The sequence below is a fragment of the Candidatus Hydrogenedentota bacterium genome (assembly GCA_016791475.1).
Lineage (GTDB): Bacteria > Hydrogenedentota > Hydrogenedentia > Hydrogenedentales > JAEUWI01 > JAEUWI01.
The window spans coordinates 118762-137157 of record JAEUWI010000005.1; the positions used below are offsets into that span (position 1 = coordinate 118762).

The following is an 18396-nucleotide window of genomic DNA, read 5'->3' on the forward strand; positions in this document are numbered from 1 at the left end:
CTGCCGGTGAGGCGAAGCCTCACGAAAGACTGTCCTTATGACCAAAAAACCGGTCGCGACAATCGCCGCGACCGGTCTGAATCTACTCGCTATCGTTACTTCGCCACGTCCGTCACCCAGCAGGACGTGTCCACGAAGCGGTGCCAACTGTTCTTCTCCTGCTTCCGTACGGACACACCGAATCGCGGCAGCCAGCGCGGTGCGGAGGGCTTGCTCAACAGGCGCATGTTCGCCTCTTCCGGTGTCCGGTTGCTTTTCTTCACATTGCAGCGCGAGCAAGCCAGCACGAGATTCTCCCAGGAGTCCGTCCCCCCCCGCGAACGCGGCAGCACATGGTCCAGCGTCAACTCGCTTTTTTCCGGCCGCGCCCCGCAATACTGGCACTGGTGCTTGTCGCGGGTGAAGATATTGGTGCGGGAAAAGCGGATCTCGTGGCGGATGAAGCCGTTGAAGGCGTCCAGCAGGATCACCTCGGGAAGGAGCACCGGCTGAGACGGCGAATGGACCATGGGAAGGTCGGTGCCGCGCAGGTATTCCTTGCGGGAATGGACACACCACGCGTCAAATTCGTAGAGGGAATAATCGGCGGGATGCACAACACGGGCGTGGCCCTGGTACAACAGCGCCAGGGCACGGCGCGCGCTTGCCACATTGATGGCAATCCACGACTTGTTCAGTACAAGTACATGTGCATCCAACATAACCCTTCTCCGGTTACGACAGATCAGCCAAGTGCGCCACAGTATAATTAGCCGGCGACGCCAAGTCAACGCGCGGGCCGCCCCAACTATGGTTAGTGTACTGCTATGCTGTCGTTTTGCTTTCACGAGCGCCCCACGACGCCCCCGAAGTAGAGGAACTCCATGCATACTTTCCTTGAAGGGGACCGTTCCCCCGCCTCTCAAACGCTTGAACACGATGCCGTACTTGCAAAAAACCAACGCAAACGCCACTATGACGCCAGGCACAAGAGAAGGAGTGCGCGCCATGGGTGAAAAGGACAAGAAAAAAAAGAAGGGCAGGGAAAAGGTGGAGAGGCGGGCTGCGCCCGCCGAGCCGCTGAAGGAAATGTCCAGCAAGGACTACGAGAAGGCCCTGGGCGCCCTCCAGATCGAGCTGGTCAAACTTCAAGAATGGATCAAGGCCGAAGGCCTCAAGGTGGTGGTCATCTTTGAAGGGCGCGACGCGGCGGGCAAGGGCGGCGCCATCAAGCGCATCACCGAATGCCTCAACCCCCGCGTGTGCCGTGTGGTCGCCCTGGGCACCCCCACTGAGCGCGAAAAATCCCAGTGGTACTTTCAGCGCTACGTGCCCCACCTGCCCGCCGCGGGTGAAATGGTGCTTTTCGATCGGAGCTGGTACAACCGCGCGGGCGTAGAGCGCGTCATGGGCTTCTGCACCGACGCCGAGTTGCAGGAGTTCTACCGCTCCTGTCCCGAGTTTGAGCGTATGCTTGTGCGCTCCGGGATCATCCTCATCAAATATTGGTTCTCCGTGGACGACGAAATCCAGGAAGAGCGGTTCAAGGCGCGTATGAAAGACCCCACCAAACGCTGGAAGCTCAGCCCCATGGACCTGGCGTCGCGCATGAAGTGGGTGGAGTATTCCCGGGCCAAAGACGACATGTTCAACTACACCGACATCAAGCAGGCCCCGTGGTATGTGGTCAACGCCGACGTGAAAATGCGCGCACGCTTGAACTGCATCGCCCATTTGTTAAGCCTGGTGCCCTACCAGGACCTCACCCCCGAACCCATCAAGCTGGAGCCCAGGGTTATCGACGACAGCTACGTCCGCCCGCCCATCAGCGAGCAGAATTTCGTCCCGGAGGTGTATTGAATTATGAATTGTGAATTGTGACTTGTGAGTTGAGACTTGAGACTTGAGAAAGACGAAGGATAAGAACTCTGGGCACCATTCAAGGTTTCATTATTCACGATTCACGATTCCAAACTCGCCGCCACAGGGCATCTTGGTGCTCGCGGTGCCAGTCGCTTCGGACGCGTTCCGGCCCGCTCTTGGCCCCGGAGGGGCCGCGGAACTTAGCCCAGGGTGGAGCGAGGAACGAGCGGAACCCTGGGATCAACGGCAACAACAATCGCAAGCCCCCGAAGGGGGCGACGGAAGGCCCGCGAGGTTAGTCCCATATATAGCGTTCGTCGTACGGAATCCCGTGCTTTTCAAGCAATGCGACGAATTCCTCCTTGAAGGTCATCTTCTTATGGTGTTCCGCTTGATTCGCGATGTAATTGTAGAGAATATCTTTCTGGCTGGCGCTCACCGTAAAGGCTCCGTATCCAGCCTGCCACCAAAAGTTCTCATGTCCCTTCAGATCACGGTGAAGCCACTTTGAGGAGTTGGCCTTGATATTCCGGAGTACCGCTGACACCGAGGAATCCTGGTGCAGCGCGGCCAGAATATGGACGTGATCCTCCATGCCATTGATTAGAATCGGAATGCCCTTCTCGCCCTTGATCGCTCCGCCGAGGTAGGAATAGATCCTGTCTCGTATTTCTTCCGTAATCAGCGGCTCCCGGTGTTTCGTCGAAAAGACCATGTGGAAAAGAAGATTACAGTACGATTGCGACATAATCCAGCCTCCTGATTGTGCAATGCCACCTGTACGTTAGAGTCTGCACGGAATGTGAGCATAATACACTATCAGACCGAACTTCCGTCACCCCCTTTGGGGGTTCGTGTTGGGGTTGTGGCGATGATCCCAGGGTTCCGCTCGTACCTCGCTCCACCCTGGGCTAAGTTCCGCGGCCCCTCCGGGGCCAAGAGATGCGCGAGTGCTTTCTAATGCGCCAAGTGCTGCACTCGTTATATCGATATTATTGTGCCCACGACTGTGCCCACCCGAAAAAGCAAGCGGGGTTCTCGGTCTGTTGCGCGCCACGATTCTCGCTTCCGTACTGGAGTAACATCGACGAAGTATGGTTTAATCATTTCTCACGACTTCCGCATAAAGTGTTTCTGAAGGAAGTGTCTATCTGTCCATCAAGGAAATGCCCATGGCAGTACGGGGCAAGGGGAAGTCACAATGATTGAACTGAATTGCCCTGCCTGCGGCAAGCTACTACGAATCCCCGATCAGTTCAGAGGTCAGACGGGGAAGTGCAGCGGATGTGGTGGTGCTGTATCCGTGCCCGGAATCGCGCCACCGCTCGCACATGTCGCCGTATCCTCTCACAACGAACCAATGACAGAGGACCAACGGGAGTATCTCAAATCCATCGGGACCCCGTTTGGAAAACTGCACAAACTCACAAGAAGTCAAGCCACTGCGCTCATAGAGGAATCCCAGAAAGACCCTGTGGCCTTAGCGGAACTGCTGACGAAGTCGTCAAAGAAGGCTGCCGGGAAGAAAGTTTTCTATGGCTGCCTTTCCTGTGGGGCAATTTCTGCATTTCTAATTTTTCTGGTGCCTACATGTGCGGTTCTGGTCACGTCTTCACCAACTACGCCTCACACTCCCAAGCAAGCACCGGTTCGCACGATAGTAGCTCCAGAAATCGCGCCAGCCCCCCAGATAACACCAAGTCCATCAACCCCCGTTCCTGTACCCCCGCCAGTTCCCCCAAGCAGGCCCATGCATCGTACCGCTCCAGAAGTACAGCAAGAGCAAACAGTCTATATCGCGACTTCTGGTAAAGGTAAAAAGTATCACGTGTCCAGTTGTCACACGATCAGAGAAGGCAATAGAGGAGTATCGATTTCCGAGGCAATATCGCTGGGCTACGGGCCATGTGCCATTTGCGATCCAAGTTAACTGGCGAAGCACTCTTAGTGATAAAGTTCACACGCATCGTCTTACTAGACTGGTAACTTGACAACTTTGCCTTTACGTTCAATTCGCAAATCACAATTCCCCATTTACCATTCCAAACCCGCCGCCGCCCGGCGTCTCGATGATTACGATGTCGCCCGGCGCCACGTCGAAGGTCGCGTGACCCTCCAGCATGATCGGGCCTTCGTCGTTCAGCAGCCAGTTCTGGCCCGGCTGGCCCTTCTCGCCACCCTGCGCGCCGAAGGCCGCCGTGGTTCGCCGTTCCATCAGGCACGACACCGTTACCGCGTCGCGGAATTCCATCGCGCGGACGAGCCCGTCGCCACCCGGCCATTGTCCCGCGCCGCCCGAGCCTTTGCGCAATGAGAACGCGTGCAAAATCACAGGATAGCGGCGCTCCAGCACTTCGGGGTCGGTGATGCGCGTGTTCGTCATGTGGCTGTGCACGCCCGATGCGCCGGGAAATCCCGGCCCCGCCCCTGTGCCGCCGCCAATGGTTTCGTAGTAGCCGAAGTGGGAATTGCCAAAGGTCAGGTTGTTCATGGTGCCCTGGCTTCCCGCGAGCACGCCCAGCGCGCCATAGAGCGCCTCGCAGATCCGCTGCGAGGTTTCCACGTTGCCACCCACGACTGCGGCGGGCGGTTGGGGTGCGAGCATGGATCCTTCGGGAATGATTACTTCGATGGGATCGAGACAGCCGCTGTTCAAGGGAATGGGCTTGCCCACCAGCGTGCGGAAAACGTAGAGCACCGCGGAAAGTACCACGGCGCTCGGCGCATTCAGATTGCCCTCGAGTTGGGGGGCGGTCCCCGAGAAGTCCACCTTCGCACGGCGGCCATCGATGGTGATCGCGCACTGGATTGCGGCGCCGCTGTCGAGACGCTCGGTGAAGGTGTGCACGCCATCGGGCAGGGCCGCGATGCAGTCGCCCATGGTCTCCGCGGCATTCTGACGCACGTGGTGCATATAGGCCTGGACCACGTCCGTGCCGTACTTCGCGCAGAGCCCCTCGAGAAGCTTTACACCGAGAACGTTGGCCGCGATCTGCGCGCGGAGATCGCTCAGGCGTTCCTCCAGATTGCGCGCGGGCCAGGGACCGGCCGATAGCGCCTCCACCACCTCCGCCTCGCGAAAGGCGCCTTCGGACACGAGCAGGAAGTCATGAAAACGAATGCCTTCTTCATCGATACTCGTCGAGAAGGGCGGCATGGATCCCGGCGCGATCCCGCCGATGTCCGCATGATGGCCGCGATTCGCCACGAAGAAGATCCGCTCGCCCGATGGGGAAAACACCGGCGTGATCACCGTCATGTCGGGCAGGTGGGAGCCGCCGTGGAAGGGATCGTTGGTGAGATACACGTCGCCCGGCTTCATCGCATCGCCGCGATCGCGCAGCACCGCCTTCACGCTCTCGCCCATGGCGCCCAGATGCACGGGAATATGGGGCGCATTGGCCACCAGCGCGCCGTCGGGCCCGAAGAGCGCACAGGAAAAGTCCAGCCGCTCTTTGATGTTTGCCGAATGGCTCACCCGCTCCAGGCAGGTGCCCATTTGCTCGGCGATGGACATGAAGAGATTGTTGAAGACTTCGAGCAGCACGGGATCGGCATTGGTGGAGACACGCCCGGTCCGTGTCGATTCGGAAGCGGCGAGAATCAAGTTCCCAAACTCGTCCACCGAGGCCGACCAGCCTGGATCCACGATCACGGTGGAGGCCTCCTCCACGATAAAGGCCGGCCCTTCCAGGCAGTGGCCGGGCAAGAGGCTACCCCGTCGAATCACGGGAGTCTCCAACACCGTCACGCCGCCCGCAGCCGCCTCAAAGGTCACAGGCAGACGCTCCGTCACCAACAGGTTCACATCGGGTCGCTCCGCAGCGGCGGCGGCCGATTCGGGGTTCGGGCAGAGCAGTGCGGATCGGGGCACGCTGCCGGAACCGCTTTCCGCCAGCAGGCGCGCGTTGACCACCTCGATGCCGTGGCCCGGCTTGGTGAAGCCGTAGCGCTGCTGGTGCAGTGCCAGAAACGGCTCTTCCAGTTTCTCCCCTTCCTCCAGTGGCACGTCGATGGCCGCGTCCACACCCGCATAACGCAGCTCCACGCTGCGTGTGAAGTGAATCTGATCCTCCGCCACGCCATCGCCCGCAAGGGCCAACCGCGCGGCCGACTCCATGTCGCGAAAGCTCCCCGTCATGCGCGCGTACGCGTTTTCATCCAGGGGCGCCAAGAGTGGGCGCGTTTCGGTGTGGCTGAAACGGGCCAGACCCATGCCGTAGGCACAGAGCACCCCCGCGAGGGGATGAATCACGATGTTGCGAATCCCCAGGGCTTCCGCCACGGCGCAGGCATGCTGCGCGCCCGCACCGCCAAAGCAGCACAGGGCGTATTCCTGCACATCGTAGCCACGGGCCACGCTGATGGCCTTGATGGGCTTCACCATGTTCTCGTTCGCGATGCGGATGAAGCCCGCCGCGACCGCTTCCGCCGTGTGGGGACGGCCGGTGGCCTCGCTCATGGCCTGCGCCAGTTCCGACAGTCGCGCGTGGGCCGCCGCCGCGTCCAGGGGCTGATCCGCCTCCGGACCAAAACAGACAGGAAAATAGCGTGGCTGAATGCGGCCCAGCACCAGATTCGCATCGGTCACCGTGGCCGGACCACCCCGACCGTAGCACGCCGGACCCGGCTGAGCACCCGCGCTCTCCGGACCCACCGTGCAGCGCCGCCCGTCGAAGGCCAGGATTGATCCGCCGCCCGCCGCCACCGTCTCCACCCAGAGCATGGGCGCTTTGATGCGCACACCCGCCACCTGTTTCTCGTAAACAAACTCGGGGCTTCCATCCATGCGGCTCACGTCCGTCGAGGTGCCGCCCATGTCGAAGCCGATGGCCTTCGGGAAACCCGCCTGGCGACACACCGCCGCGCAGGCCGTCACGCCGCCCGCCGGGCCGGACAGAATCGCGTCCTTCCCCGAAAAACGCCCCGCGCTCGCCAATCCCCCATTGGACTGCATGAAGCGCAGGGGTGCGCCCTCGCCCAGGGCCGACTGTGCCCGCGCAATATAATCGCGGATGATGGGCGTCAGGTAGGCATCTGCCAGGGTGGTGCTCCCGCGCCCCACGGCCTTGATTTCATTGGCGACTTCATGGCTCAGGCTGATCTGGGTGAAGCCCCGTTCCTTCGCCATTTCGCCAATGCGAAATTCATGAATCGGGTTCACGTAGCTGTTGATCAGCAGCACCGCGATGCTGTCGATACCCTCGGCTTGCAGGAGATCCAGCTCCGCGCGAACCGCGTCCCAGTTCAACGGGGTCCGGATCTCGCCATCGGCCAGGATTCGCTCCTCCACCTCCACCGTGCAGGCTTCCAACGTCTCCGCCTTCTGAATGTGCAGCGCAAAAAGATCGGGCCGGTCCTGATAGCCGATCTTGAGCAGATCGCGAAAGCCCTTCGTCACAAAGAAGGCCACCCGCGCGCCCCTGCGCTCCAGCAGGGCGTTCGTGGCCAGGGTCGTGCCCATTTTAACCGAGCGCACCGACCCCGCTGGTATGGGCGCGCCCTCGGGCAAGCCCATCAGCCCCCGGATCGCGTGAAGGGGCGCGTCGCCATAGTGCTCGGGGTTGACGCTCAGCAACTTCCGCACATGAACTGCCCCATCCGGATCCCGGGCGACCACGTCGGTAAAGGTGCCGCCGCGATCAATCCAGAAATTCCATCCGGGGACGTTGTGGTTCGTGGGCGTCATGGTTTATTCCTTCTGCTCAGTTTCGCCAACAGTATATCAAGATCAGACGGATAGGACCGATACGACCGATAGGTCGGATGGATCAATCGGTCCTATCCGTCCTATCCGTCTTTCAATGCCCTCCCCATCAAAAGCAGGAAATTCCCCGCCGCCATTTGCTATACTAGCGCAATTTTAAACCCGCAGCCCCCCGCCTGGAGTCTACCTATGAAAGCCCTGCTCGCCCTGGAAGATGGGACCGTATTCGAAGGCCGCGCCGTGGGCGCCGAAGGCGAATCCACGGGGGAACTCGTGTTTAACACCAGCATGACGGGCTATCAGGAAATCCTGACGGACCCTTCCTATGCGGGCCAGGTGGTCACCATGACCTACCCCCACATCGGCAATTATGGCGTGAACGAAGAGGACGTGGAATCCCGCAAGCCCTTCGTCAGCGGCTTTGTCATGCGGGAATGTTGCTTCGAACCGAGCAACCAGCGGGCGACCCAGAGCCTTCCGGACTACCTCAAGGCCAACAATATCGTGGCCATCGACGGCGTGGACACCCGCAAGATCACCAAGATCCTCCGGACCAAGGGCGCGCTCAAGTGCGCCATCAGCACCGTGACGATGGATCACGCCGCGCTGGTGGAAATCGCCCGCCAGTCGCCCGACATGGCCGGTTCCGACTTCGTGAAGGAAGTCACGGTCACCGAGGCCTATGAATATCAGGGCACGGGCGCGAACGAGTACAAAGTGGTGGCCCTCGATTTCGGCATGAAGCAGAACATCCTGCGCCTGCTGGACGAATCCGGCTGCCAGGTCACCGTGGTGCCTTCCACAGCCTCTGCGGAAGACATCCTCGCGCGCAATCCCGATGGCATCTTCCTGTCCAACGGCCCCGGCGATCCCGCCGCGTTGCCCTATATCTACCCCACCGTGGAAAAGCTGATCGAAAGCGGCAAGCCGATTTTCGGCATCTGCCTGGGCCACCAGATTCTGGCCCACGCCCTGGGCGGCTCGACCTACAAGCTGAAATTCGGCCATCGCGGCGGCAACCAGCCCGTCCAGTTCCACGAAAATGGTCAGGTGGAAATCACCGCCCAGAACCACGGCTTCGCCGTCGATCCCGCTTCGCTCAATCTGGATGAAGTGGAAATTACCCATACCCACCTGAACGACAATACCTGCTCCGGCATGGCCCACAAGACCAAGCCCCTGTTCAGCGTGCAATACCACCCCGAATCCTCCCCCGGACCCCACGACAGCCGCTATCTCTTCGAGCGCTTCACGGAAATGATGAAGTCGGAAAAGGCGCGGAACTAAAGGGACGCACCGCCGCAACGCGGTGCGCTGAAGACTTTGCTCGGGGCGACCCTTTTGGGCCCCCGTCGTCCCACCCATCCATTGGTACTGGCTCACGCATCGTACGCGCGCCTTCTAAAGCAGGCGCTTCTTGCTGTACCCGGTTCTTCGTGCTACACGACGTCACTTGGGCTCGGGTTTGTCCCCTCGTCCGTCCGTTCGATTTCCATGTCCTTCTGGGCGTGCTGGACCATGGTGGCGATCCGGGCTATGGCTTTTTCCGCGCTGCGGACGCGCCCCAGTGAGTAGAGCGGAGCCTCCGCCGCCGCCGTGTACAGCGTGGTGGTACAGGACGGCCCGAGCACCAGATTGCCCAGCAGTATCGCCAGCGCGATGGTGGCCAGAATCCACGCCATGGCGAAGGGCACCATGTAGCCCAGATAGGCCGAAATCCCGCCGCATACGGCCAGAATGGCCAGCAGTGATCCCGCCAGCCAACTGCACGCGTGCCAGGTCCGCGTGGGCGTGCATACGATGGCCTGGATATCCCGGTAGTAGAAGCGCTTGACCTCTTCCTGGAATGCAAAAATCTCCCGATAAAGCACGTGGCTCTCGGCAAGCCACAATTGATGGCGCTGGAAACCCAGGCCGAAATGGCGTATGGATCGGCCCGGCAAACGTCGCATTTGTTCCATCAGAAATCTCCCGCGGGTTGGGAAAAGAAAATCGCCGCGGTAAATGCCGAAACCAGTCCCACGAAGACCACGGCGCCCAGCAGCACAACCAATACAAGAGGCCATCGGCGATAGGGCACGGGGCGCAGCGGTGTGTTCCAATAGCGGATGCCGATGAACACGGCCATGGGGGCGAGGACAATCCCAAACACCCACATGGGTATGGAAACAAGCACCAGCGTCAGCGCGATCAGATCGTAGTGCATGTATTCCGTGCGCAGGGTGCCCTCCGGGTCCGCCGTCTTGCGGTGGCCGATGCACGCGGGACACAGGTGTTCCCCGTTCCAGTCCACGTCGCACAACGCGCACAGAAACTTCCCGCAACCGTCGCACACGGCAACCGCGCGCTTCTGCGGGTGGTTCATGCAACTGCTGTGGCCTTCTTCTTGAAGCGCCTGGGCCTGTTGCCCGTCCCGCGAGCGGTAAAGCGCGGGGAAAAGCCAGGCGCGGGATTCCGTGCGGCACGTCGGGCACGGCAGGGAGCCCGAACCCGTCGTGGCGGGGGCCCCCAGAACTCCATTGCACTGTCCGCAGCGTACTATGGTGTTGCGCATGAAATCTCCCTACTGCTGAACAACGCGCGTGTCGCAAATGTGATCGTGCAGGGCCCGCTTCTGGCCGTCAAAGGCGGCCATGATAAACCCTATCATCAGGGTAAGCTGGCTCAACCAGGTGGCGAAGTAGCGCCCCAGGGCCCGCCGGTAACTGACCGGACTTCCGTCGCTCCGGATCACCTTCAGTTTCAATACCATCTTGCCCGGCGTGGCGCCGAAGCGGCCGATGAAATAGGTGGCGTAGGCCAGATCTATCCCGAGATAGAGTATGGTGAAAATAATGGATATGGCGATGTCCATCCCCGAATTCGTACCGGTGACGCTCTCTTGAAATCCACCTATCACAGCCACCTGGAGCAGTGTCATAATGCCGTTGAGCAAGAAGAAGATGACTCCGTCCACCAGCCGCGCGCAGAAACGTATCCAGAACCCCGCATAGCGGAGGGATAAAAAATCTTGGCCGCCTTCGCGCAGGCGCTGAAAAAAAACAGGCTTACACTCGCCACAGACCAGAACGTCCTCAAAGGCCACCATCTCGTCGGCCAGAAAGGTGCGCCCACACTGGGCGCAGGGCTGATAACCAAAGTGCCTCGCCGCGGGAACGCCGATTTCCCCGCCGGGCTGGGATGTCGTCGCGTCCGGTTGCCGCAATCGGCCCCAGGGTGTCCAGTCGGCCATGCCCTCGCGCCACACCAGCGTTTGCGCCGTGATCTGGCCGGTAGACGCCAGCGCCACAATCTGCGCCTCGTCCACCGGACCCATGCGTTCTTCGCCCCGTGCATAATACCAATTCATCGCTCTTCGCCCTCCTCGCTGGCTGCCGGGCTCGGTACGCCCAAGTCTCCCGTGAAACGTGCCGCCTATTACAGCACAGACCCCGCCGGTGTTCCAACTGTTTTAAAACCTGGCCACAGGCCGCTATACTGCCGGGGGGCGGGCACGCGAAGAAACGCGGGCGCGTCCGTGGATTGCCGCGAAAGGAACGCACCGTGCCCGAACCCTTTGACCTCAATACGATCGATTTACCCCCGGACTCCGAGATCCACGCCCTGCGCGCGGCCTGTCCGGACATCGAAAGCCTCCGTTTCGCCAACGACGAGTTCCTGATCCACAGCTCGGAACCGGGACAGGACATTTTCCTGCTGCTGCGCGGGCATTGTCTCGTCGAGCAACCGGACGCCCCCCGGGAGCGCACCCCCGGCAATGAACTGGCGGTAATCAATGCCGAACCCCATGCGCCGGTCTTCCTGGGCGAGATGGCCTATCTGGGCGAAGGGCTGCGCTCCGCCTCCGTGCGCAGCGTCATGGCCACCTTCACGCTCCGGCTGAAGCCGACCCACCTCGACACCATCATGGATCACTTCCCCGGTTTCACGCGTGTACTCTGCCGCCAGTTCGCCCTGCGTCTGCGTGAGGCCAATGTGTTCATCAAGCGCTACCAGACCAACAACACCATGGCCGTGGAGCAACGATTCTTGAGCCCCGGTGAGACGCTGGTGGACGCGGGCGACCCCGCCGACAAGCTTTTTCAGCTCGTGGACGGGGTGCTGCTCGTGAAGGGCGACCCCGATACGCCTGTTCGCCCCTCGGACGACGGCCCCGTCTTCATCGGCACCCGCCCTTTCTTCCGGGGCGGCACCCACGAAAAGCGCGTGGTCGCGAAGACCCCGGCCATCATCGTCTCTCTGGGAAAATCCCGCGAGGCGGCCATTATCCGAAACTTCCCCGAGCTCGCCCTGGAAATGATTCGGAATTCCGACACTACACCCTGAAAAAGGAGAAGGCGCGGTGATTCGAGTTGCTCTTGGAATCCTCATGGTGGGTTGCGGACTTGCCGCGTCCTCGGCGGAAAATTTCGATTCCGACACCGGATGGCAGGGCATAAACAACCGGTCCGCACCCGGTTCGGGGGTTCACAAAGTACAGAACTTTGGTTACACCCAATCCGCTTTTGCCGGCGAGATCGGCGGAACGATAGCGCGCTCTTTCACCCCTGCCACCTACGCGCGGCCCATTCCGGATAAGACGTTGAATGACCCGCTCTCCGCCAGTGGCGCCTTCGCCGTCACGCGCTCCAACGGAGGCGGCATGCTTGTTGGGTGGTTCAACGAGAACTCCCGCGGCTGGCGCACGCCCAATTCCCTCGCCTTCCGCATCGACGGCGAGAGCGGCAAGTATCGATTGCTCTATGAATATGGAACCCAGACCTGGAAGACGGGCGGCGGCGGCGCCTTCGAAGGGATTTACCAGACCACGTCAACGCCCATGTATCTGGCCGACGGCACCGTCCACCGATGGAAACTGGACTACGATCCGAATGGCGCGAACGGTCAGGGACTCATTAATTTCCAAATCGACGATCAACATTTTTCGGCCGCCCTCGATCCCGGACACCGCGCCGAGGGCGCCGTGTTCAATCGCTTCGGCGTATTCAACCAGATGATCGCGGGCAGTGATATCGAGGTATATCTCGACGACCTGACGGTGGACGGCCAGCGCGAGGATTTCACGAAAGATCCGGGCTGGATCGAAATGGGCAATCGAACGGAATTCACCGACACCCTCGTGCGCCCCCTCCACAACTTCGGCTACAGCGCCACGAACCATGCCGGAGGCGCCCCCGGCGAAATCGGCGGTGTGGTGTGGCGTATCGAGAGCATGAATCCCGAACAAAGCGCCTGCTACGCAACCCCCGTGAACAACCTCAACTTCAACAAGCCCTTTCGCGCCTCGGGAAAAGTCGCCATGACGGCAGCCTCCGCCGACAGTGGTCTGCTCATCGGCTGGTTCAACGACAAGACCATCTATGGCGCGCCCCCCTTGAATTTCGCGGGGGTACTCATCGAGGGACCAAGCCGCGCCGGGCACTACTTCCGGCCTGTGTGGGGCTCCTCGGACGAGGAGAAGCGTGTGGCGGACGTGGGTCCGACTATTCGGCCCGATAGCCAGTCTCATGTCTGGTCCATCGAGTACAACCCCGAAACCAGTATCATCACCTCCAGCCTCGACGGCGTGGAGGCTGCGCTCGAAATCTCACCGGCGGCACGCAAAGGCAATGCCGCCTTGAATCGATTCGGCATACTGACCTGGATGCGCGGCGGCCACTTCGCAGAAGTCTATTTCGACGACGTGGAATTCACCAGGGACTAGCAGCCCGTTGCAAAAGTCGCGCGAAGGCGAGAACGAGGATTCTTGCCCGAAGTCAAGGCGTGAAGCCGCCGGAAATACGAGTATTTTCAAGGTGTCGCAACGCAGAATTCGGGTAAGAAGACCGTTCGCAGCCCGCGTTCGAGTTTTGCAACGGGCTGCTAGCGCGGGCCGGCCCCTTCGGCCATCCGCTTATTCGCTTCCCGCAGCACGTTCAGATAGCCGCTGCGTGCGTTGGTCGCGGTGACGTTCATCGAGGACTCCTGCCAGGAAAAATCGAAAACCCAGTACGCCGCGAGTTGAACCGGACTGGCCTCGATAGCTTCGAAGAGTCTGAGTCCCTCGGCCATGGCGGTCTCGGGGGTCCAAGGGGTCTCGTTGTCCGGTGGCGCGCCGAATTCGCCCACGAAGAGGCCTTTGCCCGCGCCGCGCGACGCCTGGTGGGCCGCATTGAGAATCCGGCCATAGGGCACGCCGACCTCCCCGAATCGCTTGCCCTGGGGATCCGGATACACGTGAATGGAGATGAGGTCGCTCGGGTCCGGGGTCATGAAAACGAGATTTCCTTGAAACTCTTCCACACTGTCCTGGCCCCAGCTCAACTCCGTGTGCTGATGGTGGGCCGATGGCCGGGGAAGGCTGTGGCCCGTGGTGATGGGGCGGGCCCCATCGATCTTTCGGATCTCTGCCGCGAAGGCGATCGTGGCCGCGCGAATCATTTCCGAACTCAAATCGTCCGCCGCACTGCGCGATTCGGGACCGCCCAGCGAGGGCAGGGCGGGCGGGCGAACCTGCGCCGCATTGGGCAAGTCCGCCGCGAGGGAGTATTCGTTGCCGAACTCCCAGGCCCAGATGGCGGGCGAATTCACATAGCGCGAGACCACCTGCCCCACATAGGTCCGCATGAAGGCCTGGGTCTTGCTCTCGGGATTCCCCCACTGGCCCACGGGCTCGCCCACGAGATCGGGCACCCCCGCCGTCCACCAGAAAAGCGAAGGAATAAGCCCCACACCCGTTTCTTCGGCCGCCTTGACCACGCCGTCCATCAACGCGAAGTACTTGTCCGGGTCGGATTGATAGAGGGCCCAGTTCACCGCGTAGAACCCGCCGAACTGCAAGCGCGCGAAGGGAATGTCATGGGCGGCCAGGGTCTCGAAGCCCGCCCGGTACGACGTGTCCTCGGGATTCTCCAGGCAGCGCGAGAAAGCGTCCATATAGTTCACGCCCAGGGCGCGCACGGGCTTTCCGTCCTTCAGGATCACACCGCCCTCACCGATGCGCAGGCCGGGCATCTGCGGCTCCTGGGCAGCAACAGTGATGGAAACGGCGGCGGCGATGAACGCCGCAAGGTACTTCAGTCGCATGGCAGATGGGGTACTTTCGGGTAATTCAGGGACTGACGCGGACAAGTGCGCCGAGGTAGAGAACCTGTCCAAAACTTAAATAATAATCTATCCGAGCGCTGTCGACTGCAACGTCCGTGGCTGTCCCGTCGCCAGGGAAGTGTTCGTGGGCGACCAACGTTTACGCGATCCGCGGCACGGACCCTGTATACGGGCGCTGCGATTTCGTCGGGTGCGCTCGGGCCACGACGGGACGGCCACGGACCTTAACGACAACGATGCTCGGACGCGGCACAATACAATCACTGGCTATGTACGCTACCGTGGCACACGAGTCCGCGTCCGTCCCTACACGTTCCGCCGATACAGCGGATCCGCGCCCAGCGTGCCTTTCAAACTCTCCAGGTAGTCCGGATGCTCCAGGCGATACAACTCCGCCTTGGCTTCGGCGAGGCGGCCGACGATGTCGAGGCGCTCGGCTTCTTCGACATAGTTCGGCTTTTCCAGGAAGGCCGACAGATTCTGGATGTGTCGCTTCCAAAGGGCGCAGTCGCGCTCCTGCTTGATCCGGAGCCGCTCCTGATACCAGTCGCTTTCCATCAGATATTCGCGGGTGAAAAGCTTGCGGACTTCCGGGTCCTGCACCGTTTTGCCTTCATAGTGGCCATGCACCATGATGTGGAGCAGGGCCGCGAGGGGCGGGCAGGCCGCCGCGATGCTGCCGTCGTCGAAAAAGGCCTGAGCGCAGCGTTGCTGGGCCTCGCAGATATTCTTGATGCCGTCCACATAGGCGTCCATGTCTTGAAGCTCGGGCCGGAGCATTTCATCGTTGAACACGGTCGATGGGCTGTCAAACACGCGTCCGAAGTAGTGGCTCAGGAACGTGCGGGTCATGCGATAGCCCAGGCGGCTCGCCAGAATAGTCTCGCCCTGATATTCGAAGTCATCGACCTTTTCAAAGCACCCCTCGCGAAGCAGGTGGGCGGGATCCCGCTCCTCTTCGGAAAGGCGGCACCACACTTCGGGAATCAACAGGCTCACGTCGTGATCCACGCGGTACTTCGGGCCAATATATCCCGCGGCCGTGGTGAAGCTCTTGTATTCCGTCAGGATATACGACACCAGCGCGTTGTTCAGGTCGCTCGTGGGCGTGAGGCAGTTGAAGGGGCCCTTCGTCAGCGCGCCTTCCGATCCGGCGCCCGTGGTTGAGGGCGACTTGCCGGTCAGGCTGGCGATGAAATCCATGAAGAGCTCCGGCAGCTCCTGATAATGAATGGGATTGTACACCGCGAGGGGGCGGATACCCGCCTTCACGTCCGGCGGGTTGTTCCGGCGACCCGGCAGCACGGCATTCACCGGGTGCAGCACCGGCTTGTCCAGGGGCACCCGGCGGTGAAGGCGCGTGGCCACTTCGCCGACGTACTTGTCCCGCGGGTTGGCCAGATCGGGGCGCAGTTGCAGGTAGCGCGGGTTCTTCGTCGGCACGCCGTCCACCATGCGGGGATGGGCCGACGATACGAAGTACTCGATTTCGTCGCTCGCAGCGGCGCGGTTGATCAGATCCTGCATGGGCTGGCTGTAGGCCTGAAAGGTGATCGTGTGATCCTGGAGTTTTCGCGCGTCTTCGTGGGTCAACGGCTCGAAATTGGAGATGAAATTCTCATCCTCCGAAAGGTCCCGCTCCGTCTGCTTGTCGTGTCCGCGGTGAATGGCGTCGTCGGGACGCTGGAAGAGGCGCATCTCGCAGTTGTCCACGATCTTCACGCTCGGATTCTTGTACTCCGGGTTCAGATGCGAAAGGCTGCTCGCCGGCACCACCACGGACGCCGAAATATCGTCTTCCTTCTGGATCTTTGCGGCGGGCAGGAAATCCTGGCGGAGTTTATAGGTCCGCCACGAGCCGTCGCTCACGAGGCCCACGCGCAGATAGCTCGCCACCAGCTTGCGGCCGTTGAACTTGAGCTCGTGTCCCGGTTTCCCGTTGATTACGTCGGCGCTGAAATGGCTGCGCCAGTCTTCGCCCCACTCGGGGCGGTAGAAGCGCTTGATGATGAAAATCATCGCCTTTACATAATCTGGAATCGTGTTGAGCCACGCGTTGTATTCCGGCGTGTAGTCTTCTTCGGAGGGCGTCAAAAGCCGGATGACGGAGCCCAGCGAGCGGTTGGCCGCAAGCAGCGGACGGCCTTTGGATATGATGCGCTTGTCCTGAAAACGATCGCTGAAATTATGGGCCATGACCGCCTGGATGCGGTCAAGATCTTCCTTGTAGTCCGCCACGAAAAAGGGGCCATAGTGCACCGCGTCCAGCAGGGATTTGGAGATCTCCGACTTGCCGCCGCCCGACACCGTGCAGGGCTTGTGACAGAAGGTGCCTTCCACGCCCGTGCCCACCAGGCGCCAGCTCGGCGCGCCGGGGTGTTTCTCCATGTGAACATTGTAGCCATCCGGATTGATGTACACATAGCCGGGACGGAGGGGAATTTCCTGCTCCAGCCCGCCGCGCTCCCAGTATACCCGCTGGGTATTGAGATCGATATGGACATTCTCCGGCACGTAAATCACGTCCGGGTAGGCCCGGTCAATCGCGTAGCCCTCGGGCCGCACGTCCATCAATTCGCCGTACCGGGCCACCATCTCGTCGAAGCTGTGGCCCTCCCTGGTATAGCGGAAGTCCATGAAGAACTTGTCGCCCAGGTTGAATCGGGCGTAGGCCAGCGCGCCGCCCGCATGCTCTTCTTCGCAATTGCCGTAGAGGTTCGCGGCGTAGCTGAGCTGGGTTTTCACTTCCTTCTTGCAGTAGCCGAAATAGTTGTCCGCGATCAGCGTCACCATCACGCCCCGCTCGTCGCGGCAAGTGATCTTGAAGGCGTTTCCGTCGTTGTACAGCTCGCCCTCTTCCTTCCAGCACATCCCCTCCTTGCGCTGACGCTCCGTGGCGTCGTCGAAATACGGAAGCCCCAGCTCCTTCTTGCGCAGATGGGTGAGATGGGGCGCCAGCACCACGCAGCCCGTATGGCCCGTCCAGTGCTCCGCATCCAGGGCGGCGTCATTCTCCGCCAGGGTGGGATCGCCCGCGTTTCCAAAGATGGTTTCGACGAAGTCCAGATTGCTCACCAGACTGCCCGGCACGAAAAAGCGGGTCTCCATCGTCTTTGCGGGCAGCAGGCCCGGGATCTCGGCGGAGACCAGCGGCCGCATCATCAGCGAAACCATGGTGTGGGCCTGATCGTCTTCTTCCGCCAGGAAGGGCAGTTGAAGCAGGTCGCGGGGCGGGTTCAACGCCGCCACCATCAGGTTTCCAAACACCCGCTTCGGCACTTCCTTCTTGTCCAGCGGCACGGGAAGTCCGCCGTCCGCCACATGGAATACGCCCTTCGTGGTGCGTCGATCACTGCTCGGGTTGTGCAGCACGCCCTGGGCAATGCGATAGGACGACACACACTCATTCTTGAAACAGTGCCCGTCCACCGGCAGAGACAATTCCCGTGCGAGACCCGGTCGATCCAGCACGAAGGTCGTGTCCGGCAGGCGCAGCGGGGCGTGGAGCGTCTCGCCGGAGAGATAGGCGTCCAGGAAGGACTGAATACGCTGGTCGATGGGGCACAGATGCCCCCGGAGAAGGCGGCTCTTTTCCTTGTAGCTCTGGATGAGCCCGTCGGTAAGCCCCAGGAACTCGGTGCTCGCCTTGGTGTAGGTCGGCAGGTCCAGGGCGGCCAGTTTCAAGCTGATATATCGGACCAAGTGCCGGCGTTCATAGGGCTGGGCGTGCCCTTCCTGCAGGAAGGGCAATCGGGCGGTCT

General features: G+C 61.1%; 12 protein-coding genes. 4 read left to right on the forward strand and 8 right to left on the reverse strand.

The annotated features are described in order from the left end of the window. Nucleotides 1-95: 95 nt before the first annotated feature. The gene (locus tag JNK74_04240) at nucleotides 96-701 is read right to left on the reverse strand and encodes an HNH endonuclease (protein ID MBL7645384.1); all 606 of its coding nucleotides are present in this window, start codon (nucleotides 699-701) and stop codon (nucleotides 96-98) included. A gap of 286 nt (nucleotides 702-987) precedes the next feature. Here JNK74_04240 and ppk2 point away from each other — a divergent pair, with 286 nt between their 5' ends. Continuing rightward, the gene (gene ppk2 / locus JNK74_04245) at nucleotides 988-1839 is read left to right on the forward strand and encodes a polyphosphate kinase 2 (GenBank protein ID MBL7645385.1); all 852 of its coding nucleotides are present in this window, start codon (nucleotides 988-990) and stop codon (nucleotides 1837-1839) included. 298 nt (nucleotides 1840-2137) lie between these two features. On the opposite strand, the gene tnpA is transcribed toward ppk2, so the two are convergent. Beyond that, nucleotides 2138-2590, reverse strand: coding sequence for an IS200/IS605 family transposase (tnpA, locus tag JNK74_04250; GenBank protein MBL7645386.1), 453 nt, complete (start codon nucleotides 2588-2590; stop codon nucleotides 2138-2140). Between the two features lie 1272 nt (nucleotides 2591-3862). Beyond that, the gene (locus JNK74_04255; protein MBL7645387.1) at nucleotides 3863-7531 is read right to left on the reverse strand and encodes a hydantoinase B/oxoprolinase family protein; all 3669 of its coding nucleotides are present in this window, start codon (nucleotides 7529-7531) and stop codon (nucleotides 3863-3865) included. A gap of 207 nt (nucleotides 7532-7738) precedes the next feature. On the opposite strand from JNK74_04255, the gene carA reads away from it, so the two are divergent. Next, nucleotides 7739-8836 (forward strand): glutamine-hydrolyzing carbamoyl-phosphate synthase small subunit, encoded by a 1098-nt coding sequence (carA, locus tag JNK74_04260; GenBank protein ID MBL7645388.1) that lies wholly within the window; start codon nucleotides 7739-7741, stop codon nucleotides 8834-8836. Nucleotides 8837-8988: 152 nt separating this feature from the next. Here the strand turns inward: carA and JNK74_04265 are convergent, their stop codons facing one another. The 3 genes from JNK74_04265 to JNK74_04275 are packed head-to-tail and all read right to left on the reverse strand — an operon-like array spanning nucleotide 8989 to nucleotide 10898. Beyond that, nucleotides 8989-9510 (reverse strand): hypothetical protein, encoded by a 522-nt coding sequence (locus JNK74_04265; protein MBL7645389.1) that lies wholly within the window; start codon nucleotides 9508-9510, stop codon nucleotides 8989-8991. Continuing rightward, nucleotides 9510-10103: a B-box zinc finger protein gene (locus tag JNK74_04270; protein ID MBL7645390.1), complete on the reverse strand. Its 594-nt coding sequence runs from the start codon at nucleotides 10101-10103 to the stop codon at nucleotides 9510-9512. The genes JNK74_04265 and JNK74_04270 overlap by 1 nt, the downstream gene beginning before the upstream one ends. A 9-nt stretch (nucleotides 10104-10112) precedes the next feature. Next, nucleotides 10113-10898 carry an RDD family protein gene (locus tag JNK74_04275; protein MBL7645391.1) on the reverse strand — a complete coding sequence of 262 codons (786 nt, stop codon included), beginning with the start codon at nucleotides 10896-10898 and terminating at the stop codon, nucleotides 10113-10115. Nucleotides 10899-11092: 194 nt separating this feature from the next. Here JNK74_04275 and JNK74_04280 point away from each other — a divergent pair, with 194 nt between their 5' ends. Beyond that, the gene (locus JNK74_04280) at nucleotides 11093-11875 is read left to right on the forward strand and encodes a hypothetical protein (GenBank protein ID MBL7645392.1); all 783 of its coding nucleotides are present in this window, start codon (nucleotides 11093-11095) and stop codon (nucleotides 11873-11875) included. 16 nt (nucleotides 11876-11891) lie between these two features. Beyond that, on the forward strand, nucleotides 11892-13253 hold the full coding sequence (locus tag JNK74_04285) for a hypothetical protein (protein MBL7645393.1): 1362 nt from the start codon (nucleotides 11892-11894) through the stop codon (nucleotides 13251-13253). Nucleotides 13254-13411: 158 nt separating this feature from the next. On the opposite strand, the gene JNK74_04290 is transcribed toward JNK74_04285, so the two are convergent. Both JNK74_04290 and JNK74_04295 read right to left on the reverse strand, forming a co-directional pair. Beyond that, nucleotides 13412-14614 carry a cellulase family glycosylhydrolase gene (locus tag JNK74_04290; GenBank protein MBL7645394.1) on the reverse strand — a complete coding sequence of 401 codons (1203 nt, stop codon included), beginning with the start codon at nucleotides 14612-14614 and terminating at the stop codon, nucleotides 13412-13414. Nucleotides 14615-14941: 327 nt separating this feature from the next. After that, nucleotides 14942-18376, reverse strand: coding sequence for a hypothetical protein (locus tag JNK74_04295; protein MBL7645395.1), 3435 nt, complete (start codon nucleotides 18374-18376; stop codon nucleotides 14942-14944). Nucleotides 18377-18396 lie beyond the last annotated feature (20 nt).